At 38.7% G+C, this 14,000-nt stretch carries 18 protein-coding genes and 9 tRNA genes; 5 read left to right on the forward strand and 22 right to left on the reverse strand.

Annotated elements, in window-relative coordinates; all coding sequences use genetic code 11:
* Positions 1-254: 254 nt before the first annotated feature.
* The 6 genes from AC0B9F_RS37550 to AC0B9F_RS37575 form a co-directional block, all read right to left on the reverse strand.
* Positions 255-644 carry a phBC6A51 family helix-turn-helix protein gene (locus tag AC0B9F_RS37550; protein ID WP_350835065.1) on the reverse strand — a complete coding sequence of 130 codons (390 nt, stop codon included), beginning with the start codon at positions 642-644 and terminating at the stop codon, positions 255-257.
* 271 nt (positions 645-915) lie between these two features.
* Positions 916-1,302, reverse strand: coding sequence for a hypothetical protein (locus tag AC0B9F_RS37555; protein ID WP_350835063.1), 387 nt, complete (start codon positions 1,300-1,302; stop codon positions 916-918).
* Positions 1,303-1,895: 593 nt separating this feature from the next.
* Positions 1,896-2,390 (reverse strand): hypothetical protein, encoded by a 495-nt coding sequence (locus AC0B9F_RS37560; protein ID WP_350835061.1) that lies wholly within the window; start codon positions 2,388-2,390, stop codon positions 1,896-1,898.
* A gap of 11 nt (positions 2,391-2,401) precedes the next feature.
* Positions 2,402-3,172 (reverse strand): hypothetical protein, encoded by a 771-nt coding sequence (locus AC0B9F_RS37565; protein WP_350835059.1) that lies wholly within the window; start codon positions 3,170-3,172, stop codon positions 2,402-2,404.
* A 130-nt stretch (positions 3,173-3,302) separates the two neighbouring features.
* Positions 3,303-4,055 (reverse strand): BRO family protein, encoded by a 753-nt coding sequence (locus AC0B9F_RS37570; RefSeq protein ID WP_350835057.1) that lies wholly within the window; start codon positions 4,053-4,055, stop codon positions 3,303-3,305.
* A gap of 17 nt (positions 4,056-4,072) precedes the next feature.
* Complete coding sequence (locus AC0B9F_RS37575) at positions 4,073-4,291, reverse strand: helix-turn-helix domain-containing protein (protein ID WP_350835055.1); 219 nt, start codon at positions 4,289-4,291, stop codon at positions 4,073-4,075.
* 479 nt (positions 4,292-4,770) lie between these two features.
* Here AC0B9F_RS37575 and AC0B9F_RS37580 point away from each other — a divergent pair, with 479 nt between their 5' ends.
* Complete coding sequence (locus AC0B9F_RS37580; RefSeq protein ID WP_350835053.1) at positions 4,771-5,352, forward strand: hypothetical protein; 582 nt, start codon at positions 4,771-4,773, stop codon at positions 5,350-5,352.
* Between the two features lie 739 nt (positions 5,353-6,091).
* Here AC0B9F_RS37580 and AC0B9F_RS37585 read toward each other — a convergent pair.
* Positions 6,092-6,421 (reverse strand): hypothetical protein, encoded by a 330-nt coding sequence (locus tag AC0B9F_RS37585; protein WP_350835051.1) that lies wholly within the window; start codon positions 6,419-6,421, stop codon positions 6,092-6,094.
* A gap of 251 nt (positions 6,422-6,672) precedes the next feature.
* On the opposite strand from AC0B9F_RS37585, the gene AC0B9F_RS37590 reads away from it, so the two are divergent.
* Entirely contained in the window at positions 6,673-6,900 is a 228-nt protein-coding gene (locus AC0B9F_RS37590; RefSeq protein WP_350835049.1) for a helix-turn-helix domain-containing protein, read from the forward strand.
* A 17-nt stretch (positions 6,901-6,917) separates the two neighbouring features.
* Here AC0B9F_RS37590 and AC0B9F_RS37595 read toward each other — a convergent pair whose 3' ends face one another.
* The 3 genes from AC0B9F_RS37595 to AC0B9F_RS37605 are packed head-to-tail and all read right to left on the reverse strand — an operon-like array spanning position 6,918 to position 9,143.
* Positions 6,918-7,322 carry a hypothetical protein gene (locus AC0B9F_RS37595; protein WP_351953928.1) on the reverse strand — a complete coding sequence of 135 codons (405 nt, stop codon included), beginning with the start codon at positions 7,320-7,322 and terminating at the stop codon, positions 6,918-6,920.
* A gap of 14 nt (positions 7,323-7,336) precedes the next feature.
* Positions 7,337-7,876, reverse strand: a complete 540-nt coding sequence (locus AC0B9F_RS37600; protein WP_350835045.1) for a replication-relaxation family protein — start codon at positions 7,874-7,876, stop codon at positions 7,337-7,339.
* A complete protein-coding gene (locus AC0B9F_RS37605) occupies positions 7,854-9,143 on the reverse strand; it encodes an FtsK/SpoIIIE domain-containing protein (protein WP_350835043.1) in 1,290 nt (429 codons plus the stop codon). Before AC0B9F_RS37605 ends, AC0B9F_RS37600 begins: the two co-directional genes overlap by 23 nt.
* Positions 9,144-9,366: 223 nt before the next feature.
* Here AC0B9F_RS37605 and AC0B9F_RS37610 point away from each other — a divergent pair, with 223 nt between their 5' ends.
* From AC0B9F_RS37610 to AC0B9F_RS37620, 3 genes are all read left to right on the forward strand, one after another.
* The gene (locus AC0B9F_RS37610) at positions 9,367-9,648 is read left to right on the forward strand and encodes a helix-turn-helix transcriptional regulator (protein WP_350835041.1); all 282 of its coding nucleotides are present in this window, start codon (positions 9,367-9,369) and stop codon (positions 9,646-9,648) included.
* A gap of 57 nt (positions 9,649-9,705) precedes the next feature.
* Positions 9,706-10,302: a restriction endonuclease gene (locus tag AC0B9F_RS37615; RefSeq protein WP_350835039.1), complete on the forward strand. Its 597-nt coding sequence runs from the start codon at positions 9,706-9,708 to the stop codon at positions 10,300-10,302.
* A 65-nt stretch (positions 10,303-10,367) separates the two neighbouring features.
* A complete protein-coding gene (locus tag AC0B9F_RS37620; protein ID WP_350835037.1) occupies positions 10,368-10,733 on the forward strand; it encodes an endonuclease domain-containing protein in 366 nt (121 codons plus the stop codon).
* Position 10,734: 1 nt separating this feature from the next.
* Here the strand turns inward: AC0B9F_RS37620 and AC0B9F_RS37625 are convergent, their stop codons facing one another.
* The 12 genes from AC0B9F_RS37625 to AC0B9F_RS37680 all read right to left on the reverse strand — a co-directional run bounded on the left by AC0B9F_RS37625 (position 10,735) and on the right by AC0B9F_RS37680 (position 13,883).
* Complete coding sequence (locus AC0B9F_RS37625; protein WP_350835035.1) at positions 10,735-11,052, reverse strand: hypothetical protein; 318 nt, start codon at positions 11,050-11,052, stop codon at positions 10,735-10,737.
* A gap of 53 nt (positions 11,053-11,105) precedes the next feature.
* Positions 11,106-11,789 (reverse strand): helix-turn-helix domain-containing protein, encoded by a 684-nt coding sequence (locus AC0B9F_RS37630; RefSeq protein WP_350835033.1) that lies wholly within the window; start codon positions 11,787-11,789, stop codon positions 11,106-11,108.
* A gap of 160 nt (positions 11,790-11,949) precedes the next feature.
* Positions 11,950-12,921 carry a tyrosine-type recombinase/integrase gene (locus tag AC0B9F_RS37635; RefSeq protein WP_350835031.1) on the reverse strand — a complete coding sequence of 324 codons (972 nt, stop codon included), beginning with the start codon at positions 12,919-12,921 and terminating at the stop codon, positions 11,950-11,952.
* A 108-nt stretch (positions 12,922-13,029) separates the two neighbouring features.
* Positions 13,030-13,103, reverse strand: a tRNA-Arg gene (locus AC0B9F_RS37640).
* Positions 13,104-13,139: 36 nt separating this feature from the next.
* Positions 13,140-13,214, reverse strand: a tRNA-Asn gene (locus tag AC0B9F_RS37645).
* A 9-nt stretch (positions 13,215-13,223) separates the two neighbouring features.
* Positions 13,224-13,300: transfer RNA gene (locus AC0B9F_RS37650), tRNA-Ile, on the reverse strand.
* A gap of 9 nt (positions 13,301-13,309) precedes the next feature.
* A tRNA-Gly gene (locus tag AC0B9F_RS37655) sits at positions 13,310-13,383 on the reverse strand.
* A gap of 47 nt (positions 13,384-13,430) precedes the next feature.
* A tRNA-Gln gene (locus AC0B9F_RS37660) sits at positions 13,431-13,502 on the reverse strand.
* Between the two features lie 11 nt (positions 13,503-13,513).
* Positions 13,514-13,589 (reverse strand) — tRNA-His (locus AC0B9F_RS37665).
* Between the two features lie 17 nt (positions 13,590-13,606).
* Positions 13,607-13,690 (reverse strand) — tRNA-Tyr (locus tag AC0B9F_RS37670).
* Between the two features lie 39 nt (positions 13,691-13,729).
* Positions 13,730-13,806, reverse strand: a tRNA-Asp gene (locus tag AC0B9F_RS37675).
* Between the two features lie 3 nt (positions 13,807-13,809).
* Positions 13,810-13,883: transfer RNA gene (locus tag AC0B9F_RS37680), tRNA-Met, on the reverse strand.
* Positions 13,884-14,000: the final 117 nt, after the last annotated feature.

Raw genomic sequence — 14,000 nt, forward strand, 5'->3', positions numbered from 1 at the left:
TAATAGTAAAAAAGCTATCCTTTATTATGGATAGCTTTTTGTATTTAATGAAAAATAACTATTAAAATAAGTGAAAAATAAAACCAAAATTTACAACCCTGATATTACTACGTCGACCAATCGGTGTCAATACTTAAAAGTTATGAATACGGTTATCTATAATGATGAGTTACAAAGTGTTTCAGGACCCACGCGCCAGAGCGCCGTTGCTGGTAAAACGGAACATTTCGGACTGGCAATCCGAGTTTCTACTATTATATATTTTCTTTCCGACCTGCACGTAATTCCTCAATGCGTGCCTTCATTTCGTCAATATCTGTTGCGTTGTTACCCTGCGTACTAACCTCGACCTTATCCGTAAGTAAGCCATGCGCTTGTAATAGCGTTCTAAACATCGCTGCATTTCCGTCCTTAATGATATGATCGGGTATGGACTCCATTACTTCCGGTAACCTGTCGATTGTGCTGCGCATTATCTGGCGTTTAAGCTCTTCGTTAAATGTGTCATCCTTTCGCCAGGCTCGTAACGTCTTATCTGTGATACCGAGTTCTGTTGCAATCTGTTCGTACGTAAGACCACCGCGTTTGGGTAGCGCTAAATATTGGATAGCTGATATTTGTAATTCGCTTAGCTTTTTCACCATAACTTCGTGCTCCTTTCCTAAGTACCGCCTAATTCCCATTAGTAGGAATCGGGCCTTATTTTATTCTTATTTATCGCTAACGCTCTTTTCTTTGCAATAAGATATAAGTAATAAATACTGGCAGCGACTATTTACGTAAGTAAATGGCGCAATCTTTATTATTATTAATTTGTTCTTGTTAATTTGTTCTTATTATATTCCCGCTCGTAGGAATCGATTAATTCCCATTCATAGGAATCGAATGAATCCCACTGGTAGGAATCGGTCTAATTTACGCTCCATCTTTGCGTTCAAATAACGGCATATACATTTTCTTCGTATGCCCATACCACGGAATCTTACGTGTAATCATCACGCCTTCACTAACGAGTATATCGAAAAGGCCTTTTATACGGTCCTTATGAATGCCGGTATCTTCAGCGATTTGTGTTACGTTAGGAAACGCCCATAAATACGCTTGTTGCTCGCTTTGTCCATTTACGTATGCATGAACGTACATATACAGCGTAAGGCAATCACGAGCTTTCTGGCCGTCATATTTCGCTTTTAGTTCCGGCAATAGTTCTCGGTAAATAAAGTGCGGTATCGGTGCATAACCGCCTTGCAACACACGCTCTTTCTGGCGTATAGATTCGAGTTGTTCCTTCGATAGATCCATAGTATCGTCCTCCGTTTATACTGTCGTTAATTTAAAATACCGTCTTGTTTAAGTGGGTTTATTCGCAGCCCATTGCGCTAGTAATTCGCTAAGTCGGTCGGATTGCTGAAACAGCCAAAATTTACGGTGTGTAGTTTCGTGTAGTCCTACGCAAACAAAGCGTTCGCCTGCGTCAATTAGATGCGCTTTAAGTTTCGGCGAATAGCAATAAAAATAATTGTTCATGTAAAAACCTCCGTCAAATTAAAAATAAAAACCAGCCTACCGCAATGTCTCGTTATTGATTAGCCGATGGCCGTGAGATTATAGCGATAAACCAGTTAGTTTGCTATCAGCCAGATATAACTGATCCATTCTAAAGGTAAATGACCGACCCTGGTCCGCATATTTCCGCGTGGCCGGTTCTATTGAGATATCGCTTTAGTCATGCCGTTATACTTAAAATCAATTGCTAAGGAACGGGTTGAAACCAATCTGCAAATTGTGCATTACGACTCTAATTGTCAACTTTTTTTCGTTGCAGAATTCAAGATGAGAGGTTTCATTTTCCCCTTCCCTTATAGATGACGCTATTCCACATGAAACGTACGTTCTTAGATAAACTCTCCCTTTCTAAACATAATAAAATTCATTGGGCCTGTGCGTCCTCTTTTTTTCCAAGCAGTATATTTCGCACTGCACAATGATTTTGATTTCCCACGGTAATCTATGTTGTTAATAAACTCTCTGGACTGAAGCGAAAAACGGAGGTACTCATCGAGATAACATGTTTTTGATTTTCCGTTTGAATAATCTAGGTAAATACGATCGCAAACCGCACACTTTTTCCACCGGTTTTCTCTAATCCATGTAAAATCGCGCCATGTTAAGCCATAATCCGGAGCAATATTCGATAAGATTGCGTCTAGTGTCGCCCGATAATCATTTAAATCCCTTCGCAGATCCTGAAATAGCATTCTAAAGTCTTCTACTCTGCTAAACTGGCAGCCGAATATTAAATAAAAGGAAGCCGTGAGGTCAGCGTAGAAACGGCGCTGATCCTCTGCATCAAGTTCGATAATAACCTTTACAGCAGGCGATTTAGGCATACGTATTCCTCCTACTTATATACTTTCGCATTAACCACACGTGGGCCAAACTTACCTTTATTTGTATCAAAGTCAAACTCGTCTTCATGGAACGAAGTCTTACGGCCACCAATCACGGTTCTCCCTAGTGCATGTCTTTCAAGTTTCTCCTTTGGTAGGTAAGATACGCTCAATTTTTGATCCATACGTCGGTGTTGTTCCTCAGTGTAAAACGGATATTGTTCAATGCTATACTCTTGATATTCTTCATACGGAGGTCCTTCTTTACGTTGTCGTAACGTTTCTTGTGCTTGAACGTCACCTTGTTTCGCTAACCAATTTAAAATATCCGTGTTAATTCGGGGAGGAATCTCATAAACTGCTGCCTCCCCTTTACCAACAGCTTCTAGCCATTCAGTTAGCGAGTAATCTCTAGGCTTATATTTTGGTAATTTTGTAACTTTGTAACCAAGAAACACCGCGGATATCTTTTCAAGGCTTTCTGCTAGATTACTTATTACTTCATGCACTTTTACTTCAAGCAATTTAGCTACTTTTTGGTACTCTAACTGGGCGTAGTAAACTAAAGAAATAGTTTTCCTCTCTAAATCAGTAAATATATCGCTGTCTAACGCTAAGTTGAGATCTGTTATTAACGTTGTGGCGGACTGGTCAAATTTATATTTGCTACGTTCTGTAATCTCAAATATCGAGGCTAAAAGCCGTTCTACTCCGTGAGTGTCTGATAAATAATCATCCTCTAAAACATTATTTCTGCTGTGTATATCTGAACCTGATCCCATAAAATCTCCCCATTCATAATGTTTATATTGAAAAATCAAAGGGAATGGAGTATAATAAAATTGGATTAAAATATTCTCATTCCCAAAATAGCGAATTAATTAACTAGCGTGATGTTGGCGCATCAAGCTTTCAAGCTGAAGGTTCAATTACCCCTTCTTTCACAAGTTTACTTACCAGTTTATCGATTTTTTCAGATACGATTAATGTGACAGATACAGTCTTCCCCGGTCTTACTTGTTTTCGAATAGATTTAAAACAATCCCGGTAAGTTCCTTCTCTTGGTAAAATCCCATCTCTTCTATCATAGATAAGATTTAATCCGCGAAAGACTTCGTATATCTTTCGGGGGCCAATTCCAAAATGTTTCGCAAATTCATTAATACCTATTAGCCCATCTGCATCTACCATATATTGATAAGCTATTAGCTTTGGTTTGTCTTCTTCGATTCTTTGTTCCAATTCCTTTCTTTTTCCCTTTTCGTCCTTTAGATTCGCTAATAAACCAATCATAAAATCCGGATCACTAATTGCTTGCTCAAGTACGTTATCTGTCATATATGAGCCATGTTTTCGAATGGATGGTAGTACATCGCTTGTTATCCATCGCCTAAACTCCTTAGCTTCGGCTCTGCGGCTCCTTAATATTGCGGAATACAATCCACTTTCGGTAATTGCAGTAATGTTAGTTTTATAATTAGAACCACCCTGCATAATCTGCAGGTTGGTTTTTTCATCGTCATCCAACCCCCGAGTCATAGCCGAGGTTTCGCTAAAACCTAAAACATCAGCAACATCCTTTGCAACAAAAAGTACTTCACCCTCAAAAATAATCGTACGAATAGGATTTTCGTTGTAATTAAATAACTTTTGAATTTGCTCCATTTTTTCTCCTCCATAATTTAACTTTTTATTTGATTGATTAGCAGTTTTATAACTATTAATTTCTCATCATCTAAATCGAACTCGGTCATTATTATTCTTTCAAGTCTTTTTGTTACACGACGATCACCTCCTTCGATTCGTGATATAAGCGAATGGCTAACGTTTAACTTTTTTGCAAACTGACTTTTCGAAAGATTATTCGATGTCCTTAAAAACCTTACCAACTCCGAATTCATCCCAACTTCACTCCACTTTTTTGTGATTGTTTTGTGACATTTTAGGTGTCACACAATAATACCCGGCCCAAATCCTAAAAGCGCAACTTTATTGCAAATTTACTGTACTATATCTACTGCGTGGTAATCTGTACATATAGAGTGAATTTTTGATGTTATTTGCACCTTCTAATAGGAGATACATTTTTAAGTGTTATTTCGCACTCATATTTCGAGATTACGCGTCTCACGGATAAAAGCTGTATACCATTTTAATTTACTTTTACCCCCCTATATATTGGATATAACGCAGCTGCCTTCCTAAGTGGACGTTATTCCGCACAAGAAAATTGATTTGTATAATGGATATAATGCATCAAATAGCAAAGGTGGACGTTTATTTAAATAATGTAGCATTCTAGCTTGTAATGAATTTAAATCTGTAAATAAATGTACACAGTTTTGTTACTTTTTGTTATAATACTTAAATAAAATGCAAGGTGGACTTGGTATTGGATAAACAGCAAATGTTAGAATATTACAAAGAAAGTTACTATCATGAGTTTGTGCATAAAGATAGCATTAATGGACGTGTTTCAATTCCTGCGGGGATATTGCCATTGTTAGCTGGGGCAGATATTTTTCTTATAAATAATATTAAGGATTTAGATGACTCATGGTTTGTGTGGGGAACTATTTTAGTTATATTGTTTACTCTAGCTTTATTTTTCGCTCTGTATTATATCTTTCGGACTCTTTATAATCATAAGTACGGCTACACGGCTACACCAAAAGAAATATATGACTATAGAAAATCATTAGAAGGAAAATATGACGAGAGCATCATTGATGCAGAAATGGGTGACTTCCTATCCACGGAATTTGCAAATTATGCCTCCCTTAACAGGAAATCTAATTTATCTAAAGTATTTTACTTAAGAATTGTTTATTATTGGATAGTTGCTGCATTGATCGTAGGATTATTGTGTATTCCTGTTTTTATTTTCGGAAAATCAAATGGCTCAGATATTACAAGAGTCCAAATTACAAATATACCTAATGCTTGGTACTATAACAATTAACAAAATAAGGAGATGATAAGTTGTGAGTAATAACAACAACATTAACCCAACTAATAGTAGTCAAACACCACCTGTAACTGGTAGACCCCCAGGAACAATAATTAATGAAAACTTTACAAAGAATACTGGCAATGACAAAAAATAACTAAGCAAAAAGCTCATCTTAATATTAGATGAGCTTTTTTCCTACAAAATTCTCACGCCCGCCTAGTTGCGCTGAATCAGTTGGCGATGATACCCGGTACAAACTAATCGCCAGTTTAGTCTCCACCGGATGCCACCGTTTATTTAATTGCTCGGCTGCCTAAAGATCGAATTGCCGTACGATCGCCGAGCGGTGTTACGCGCTTGCCAGGCGCAGGATATTGCCGTATCCCTTTTATTTCAATTAAACAACCGCGAACATGTCCATTAATAACGAAGGATTTTCAATTAAGTTTTCGCTGCAGTTATCGTCGTCTAAATCGACTAACATAACGCCTGGTTCGTCTGTCATTACTGCGTTATATACTTCAAATTCACCGTCTACGAACGAAAATACTTTGCCATTAGGAAACAAAATCGCCTCTTGCCTGTCCGAAGAATAAATAGTTCCTTCATACTTGAAATCAACATTTACTTTAATCATTTTAATTTTCTCCCCTATCCCTTTATATTCTTATGAGGTCGCCAGTTCCCTTCTATAGTCAATCTTTACTTTGCGTACCAATATTTGCTATAATTTCTATGCATTGTTTTTTCATTTGCTCGTTGACGTTCCCGCGTCGCCGGGCTTTTTGTTTGCCAATTTTTGTAGTACTTCAATGAAACTTGCATTAGCAAGAAACTCTGCTGTTATTTCAACTATTTCCGTACTCTCTAATCCCACGAAAACACTTGCACATCTAGTGAGGTCAATTACTAATTCCTCTTGTTGGTCGCTAATTTCTTCGTCTAAGACCCTAAAGGCCCACATCCCGTCATCTTTCCAAGATAACACAGTGTTTGGTGCCATTATCTTTACTTTAGATTCATCACCCTCAAACCAAGCATCTTCCGAATCAATAAATACTGCATTGATTTCTTTCATCCGCTTATCACTCCCGTTAAAATTAATGTAAATATACTAGCAGGTACTATCCAATACATTACTTTCCATAGCCAGTGATTTTCATTAAGTAAAAAATTTCGCCACCTCCTTCGAATACTACGGTATATATTTTAAACACTTTAGTATGCATGTCTTACTTTTATAATAAACACTACAGTATGCATTGTCAACACTTATATTGATATTTTTAACACTACAATATATAATTTAAATATCAAGGAGGAGTTCGGATGATTAAAGTGCATTTATCTAAGATTATGGGTGAGCAACGTTTGAACATTGCAGATGTATCTAAGTTAACTGGATTACATCGGAATGGATTAGCAAAGCTATATAACGAGGATACGAAAGGTATTACCTTTGATACTTTGGAAAAGTTGTGTCTAGTTTTAAATTGCAAAATTGAAGACCTTCTCGAAATAGTGCCTGATAAAAACGAAGAAACCTCCGAAAATTAATTGGAGGTCTTTTTCGTTTATAAAGCTTTTGTAATCTCGACTAACAAATCGAGAATAGTCGGCAATAACTGAACAACAACGTAACCTAATCCTGCTTTTTGAATCATACCGAAACCTTTCTCGCTGTTTCCAATCATTATGAATAACCCGCCGCCAAGCATCATCACAAGGCCTATCGGATAACTTAACGCCTGCACTAATTCGATTAGTGGCGAAAAGGCACTGACTACTTTATCCGTAACTACACCACTAACCGCACCAGCAGCCGCAAATGAAACATCGCCAAATGTAAGCGAAAGAGCCGTCACGCCTAACACAACGCCAACTTTTATTACAGGCTTCAAGTCGATTTCCTTTTTCTTTTTAAAGTCTCCGTTCATAAATTCGCTGATTGTACATACTCGTTGTATTTTCTTCGCCATTTCAAAACGCCTCCCTATTTAAGTTCATCCGTTAAATAAACTTCGATTTGCATACCTTCAAACAAAGCCAGTAATTGCTTGCGGCGATACTCGGTTGTTGTTATCCAGATAAACTTCGGCGGCTTTTCGAAATTAGCTATTTCGACTAATCGGCGGTATTTTTTTGCCTTTTCTCGATTAACGCTCATCTTCTGCGTGTTATCTACTTCGCATAGGTAATAGGTTTTGTCGCGAATAAACAATGCATCTGCAACGATGGTTAGGCGACCCTTTATCGTTAATTTAATTTCTTGCTTCCAGCTTGAAGGACACCCTTTTGCGATGTATAACTCATTGCGCATTAAATAATGTTCGATTTGATTCGTTTTCTTCAGAACCTTCGTGGATCCTACTCGGTCTCTTCCGTTTGCATTTAAGTAATAAACGTTTTCCTGCAGGCGGGCAGTATGAAGGTATTCCGCCATCTCACTTAAAACTTTATTCGCGTTTCTTACGCCCCCAAGCCGATGTATCCGTTGTAGTTGACTACGACTAAGATAGTGGAGTTTCTTCAAGCTCAAGAGTATATTTTCCTGACGTAGTTGCTTCATGCTGCTTTTCTGCATTGTTATCCTCCTTACGCGCTTTGAAAGTGATATTCGGATGTATCGTATCGTTGATAAAATCGTTTGAGATGTACGGCGTTTGTACGATTTGCCTTTCATCTGACCAATAGATGGCACGCCCTTGTATTCGCGGTAATTGTTCGGCACCGCCTTCGTCTAAAACTGATCGACTTGCTGCTTCCGTTCTTAATCGGAAGCATAACTGTGCATTTACTGTTTGGCGCACTTGTGAACTTATCGCTTGGTTTGATGGGTATTGCGTGCAATAAACAAGACGAAAGCCAGCACCACGACCACGCCTTGCAATATCTTCGATGATCTCTTGGCATTCTCTTACGTGAACAATGTCGGCAGCTTCATCGATAACTACGAAGTAACGTTCAGGGAATCCGGATTCCGTTACGTCCTCAAAGCCGTTTTGTAGTAAGTATTCAATTCGCTCGTTCATCTTCTTTTGTGCTTCAGTAAGTATCATTAGCGCTTCTAATGGATTCTTCGCTAGTCCTCGCACTTGATCCAACCCTTTAAACCGGTTGAATGCCAAGCCCCCTTTTAAATCGATTAGAAAGAAATTTACGTTTCGTGTTTGTTTCGCAACAAAGGTTGTTATTGCATTCTTCAGAAACACCGTTTTGCCGTATCCTGGTGATCCTGCGACGATTAGGTTATATTCCTTTTCAAAATCATGGAAAACGAGTCCTTTTCGCGATATACCGATGGGAACTTTCCACCCTTTCGTTGATTCTAAAAGAGTTAAGTCGTAATCGAACCGGCTTGTTAATTCCTCCGTGTAAACGCGAAACTTCAATGTGCCATCAAATTCAATTTCAATTTCTTTGCGCAAATTTCGTTTCTTCGTCACGAGTTCCTGCAATTGGCACACGAAGTCTTTTTTCCAGTTAATATTGCGTATATCTGCCGCGGATATATCCAACACTCTTTTCTTCGCGTTCAGACCGTCCTGGAACCGGTCAATTTTCTCACGAAACTGTTTCGCAGATAAGCCATGCGGGAGTTGAAACACATATTCTACGTGGTCCTTATGCGCTCGACGGCGAAGTATCCTCATTTTGGTTCCATCCTTTGCGACAAGTCCAGCGTTCGAGGCGATACGAGATATATTGCGAGAATCATTGCCGCCTAATCCTTGCTGATATAAATACGAACAACCTACAAGACCACCGACTACTACTGACGAAAGAATTTCGAATAACATAGGCGATCACCACCCCTTATATATGAAATATAGTCCCGGAAGAAAGGAAGAATAAAATAGTTTGAAAGAGTTGCGATTAGTGGATTTAAACCGTTCCAGGGCGGATGCTAGGCTAGAATTTTAAAAGGAACAGCGAAAGGAACTGTTAATGGTATAGGATATTTACTGCTGATTGTCCGTTATTCTCAAAAGTTTGAGAAACTTTCGTATAATTTTGGGAAAGTTGGACGAGAATGCTAGTACTATTATCCTTTTAGGAGGTTATTTTGTGTTTTCGTTATTTGGATTTGGAGGAAAAAAGCGTAGCAAACTTGGAAGAATGATAGATCGAAACGGGTATTCTCAAGAAGAATTAAGGGAGGAGTCTGGCGTAAGTAGGAATACTGTAAGTAAGGCATGTAATGATCCAGAGTACGTACCCTCGCCGAATGTAATGAAAAAGCTAATGAAGGCCATTCGAAAGTTAGATCCTGGAGCTAAAGTAGATGATTATTTTGATGTTTGAGGATATCTTCACCTATTTTGGGACAAGTTATATTTAAAACAAACAATAGGTGATTAAATGAAGAAGAGAAGGTCAAAGAAGAAGAACAAAACGTGGTGGAAACAACCGGCCAACCTCATTGTAGGATTCTCTATACTAGTTGCATTTGTAAGTTCAGAAGAAGGACAGCTAATAATAGGATATGCTGTAAACCTACTCATATTTACATTACTGCTGTACTTGCTATATCGCTTTTTGAAAAGAAAGAAGGCATTATTCCAACCTAATTATGATCTAAGTGATGTCGATAAAATGGGAGGATTAGAATTTGAACACTTCCTTGTCCCATTGTTTGAGAAAATAGGTTATAGAACTGAAGTCACTAAGGGATCAGGTGATTACGGAGCCGACCTAATTTTACGTAAAAAACAGAAAAAGTATGTTGTGCAAGCCAAAAGATACAGTAATAGTATCGGAGTGTCTGCGGTTCAAGAAATTGTTGCAGCGATGGGTTATTATAAAGCTAATGGTGCTATGGTTATAACAAATAGTTACTTTACCCCAGCTGCCGAAAACTTAGCCAAAGCAAACAAAGTTCGTTTGATTGATAGGGATGAATTAGGTTATATGATATATAAAGAAAAGAAAGTCCGTAATAAATTCGCGCCTTCTTAATATATCCTTAGTATTTTAATGGGACGGTGTATCATTTGTACGAATATATAATATTTTTCGGGCTCTTGGGGATTTCCTTCTTAGCATTTATTTTGCATAAGCCAGAGAAACCCCCTATTGTTTTACCAAGAGATAAATGCGAAAGCCCTATAGAGAGAAGATTATACGATTCTTTAAGATTTAACGGGTATGATGTAACACCTCAAGTCCGTTGCGGTGCATATCGAATTGATCTTGCACTTATATCCCATAGATTAGCAATTGAGTGTGACGGTAAACAATGGCATTCAACCCCTTCCCAAAAAGCTCACGATCGTAAAAAAGATCGATATCTTCGAAAAAACGGATGGAAGGTTATTAGATTTAGCGGCTCACAAATCAACGGACAAACAGCTAAGGTATTACAAAGAATAAAGAAAGAATTAGGTTAGGTTATTTCCAAGTTATTATTGTTGTGTTTTTGCAACGAACACAATGAAATTCTTCAACGTTTTGAAAAACTATTGTTTGTTTTTTACAGTGCGGACAACTTACTTTTTGCTTACCCATAGCTAAAGCTAAAAATCCCAGCGAACCCACTACCACAAAAAATCCAGGTATTACTCCAATAACGGTTATACATAACAAAACACCCGTCAAAATTCCAAATCCTCCAATACAAAACGCAAAGAATCTTCCTACCCCATTTAAAAATTTCGTCTTTTTCGCTACTTCAATCGAACTAAATTCAACCTGATTGTTTTCATTCATCACCCATCACAACCCTTAAATTATTATTTAAATCTGCTTATTACAGATAAAACCTAAATTATGATTTCACTGAAGTAATCGTTAAACATTTCAGTCACATAGCGCTTTTTAGCCTGGCGTTTTATTACGCCCACAAAGAACGCTAATGGATTACGTAGTTTCTTGCGTTTAGACTTCATTGCGTAGAATGCTTCGATTGCTAATTCCGCCTTAGTTGCAGCCGTAAAATTATATGCGTACGTAGTAGCGTATGCAGCTCGCCAGTACTCCTCGATTGTCTTTAAGTCACTATGATGTGCAGAAACTAAGTCGAAGAATGTTTGCGGAATCCACGCCGGCTTGGCCGTACGTTCTTTAGTATTATTAATAGATTTTGAGTTTAATTGAGGAGCTTCTTCGCTGTGACATTCCGGTGTGACATCGGCAATTTCTACCGGCAATATAATGATTAAATTGCTCGTTTGTCTGCGATCCCCCGTTTCTCTCATTCGTTTATATTGGCGGATAATTCCAAGCGATTCCAGGCGGTTGCATATACGAATAATAGTGCGACGAGACTTGCCGATTAACTCAGCAATAGTTGACTTCGCAAGAAAAGACTCTCCGATAGTCTTGCAAGAGTATTGCGATAATAAATCGAGCACTGCGCGTTCTGATCTGCTGAGTACATTGCGGTGCCTATGCGCACGTACAGTTGCGTTTAGATCTTCGATTGACTTAAACCTATTTTCCTTCATTTCCTTCTCTCCCCGTTAAGAGAGCGCAAAACCCAACATACTTTGTGAAATTAGAGCACAGGTAAATAAGCGTTGATTATCACGCTTTTTTTTGGTAGTATGTAATTAACGAATTCAGAGGGTGTTAGCCGTTGCCGCGGCTGGCGCTCTTTTTTTATTTTTATAGGTAATTTCTTAAACCATTTACAACTTCTTCTTTGTCTAAATGGATATATCGCGTTGTCACGTCTAAACTGCTATGACCAAGAGCCTTAGATATTAATCCGATATTAGCTCCATTCTTTAATAATTTTGTAGCAAATCCCCTTCTTAGTGCATGCGCATTTATGTTTTTTAACCCATATTCTTTTGCGTACATACACAGACGTTTAGTGATATTATTGTTTGTTGGGCTTGTTGATACTTGTCCCCCATTGATTGATATAAATAGGTAACTATTATTCACCTTTTTTTCTTTACGAATCATATCGTTTTGTTTAACAAGTGCAGTAAATAATGTGGCCAATACATCATCAAAAGGTAAATACAACGATTCATGATTTTTAATAATTCCACCATCTATTTTCAATAAATTATTTTCAAAATCTATATGTTTCGTTTCTAATTGAGATAGTGTCCCAATACGTATTCCGGTAATATACATGCAGTAAATTGCTGTTGCATCTCGGAGTTCAATAAATTTAGAAAGATCTAGTAAAGAAAGTAATACCTTAATCTCCTTGTCTGTAGCCCCTTCTTTCACTCGGCTATCTACTTTTATTTTTATATCCGTCCAGAATTTCGTTTCAATCCAACCGTTATTAAAACACCGGCCAAGAAATGCTTTAAAACATTTTAAACGTATTAGTTTCGTTTGATTACTAACGTTCATGGATGATAACCATTCGAATATTCTTTCGGTATTTATTTCTTCGATATATCTTGCATTGGTAATTTTGCAGAAGTGATTAACGTGTAATTCGTAGTCAGACAAGGTTCGCTGCCTTAATCCTACCGCCTTCATTTGGCGCAAAATAACAGCGAGAGCCTTGTCGATTAATAATCCGTCAATAGGTATATTGTTGCGGGATTTCATTTCGGAGAATAAACCGGATAAATCGGTTTCTACATTTAACGATGCTTTCTTTTTCACCATAAAAAAAATACGCCTCCTAATTCGCAAGTTGACCGATTCATTGACCGATACAACTTAACGAATAAGAAGGCGTATTTCTCAACGCTTTAACAACGTTTTTAAGTACGCGCCTTAGAGGATTCGAACCTCTGACCGTACGCTTAGAAGGCGTATGCTCTATCCAGCTGAGCTAAAGGCGCATGATTTTTTTCAGTTATGTATTAATTAAGTAATTATGGCTCCGCAGGTAGGATTCGAACCTACGACCGCTCGGTTAACAGCCGAGTGCTCTACCACTGAGCTACTGCGGAACAATAATATGGTGGGCCTAAATGGACTCGAACCATCGACCTCACGCTTATCAGGCGTGCGCTCTAACCAGCTGAGCTATAGGCCCATATTATTTTGGAGCGGGTGATGAGAATCGAACTCACGACATCAGCTTGGAAGGCTGAGGTTTTACCATTAAACTACACCCGCGTTATTTAGAGAGGGATTTTTGATATATACCAGTCTTCCCTCTATGACTGGGCTAGCTGGATTCGAACCAACGAGTGACGGAGTCAAAGTCCGTTGCCTTACCGCTTGGCTATAGCCCAATGAAAAAATATGGGGCGACTGATGGGAATCGAACCCACGAATGTCGGAGCCACAATCCGATGCGTTAACCACTTCGCCACAACCGCCAAGGTTATAAATGTAATGGTGGAGGGGGACGGATTCGAACCGCCGAACCCGAAGGAGCGGATTTACAGTCCGCCGCGTTTAGCCACTTCGCTACCCCTCCGACATAAAATGAAACATACTGTTATTTTTTTGTAAAAAATGGCGGTCCGGACGGGACTCGAACCCGCGACCTCCTGCGTGACAGGCAGGCATTCTAACCAGCTGAACTACCGGACCAGATTGCGGGGACAGGATTTGAACCTGCGACCTTCGGGTTATGAGCCCGACGAGCTACCAGACTGCTCCACCCCGCGATAATAATATTTAAATTGAGTTAAATGGAGGAGGAAAGGGGATTCGAACCCCTGCGCGGTTTGACCCGCCTGTCGGTTTTCAAGACCGATCCCTTCAGCCGGACTTGGGTATTCCTC

The sequence above is a fragment of the Streptomyces sp. NPDC097129 genome (genome assembly GCF_055668065.1).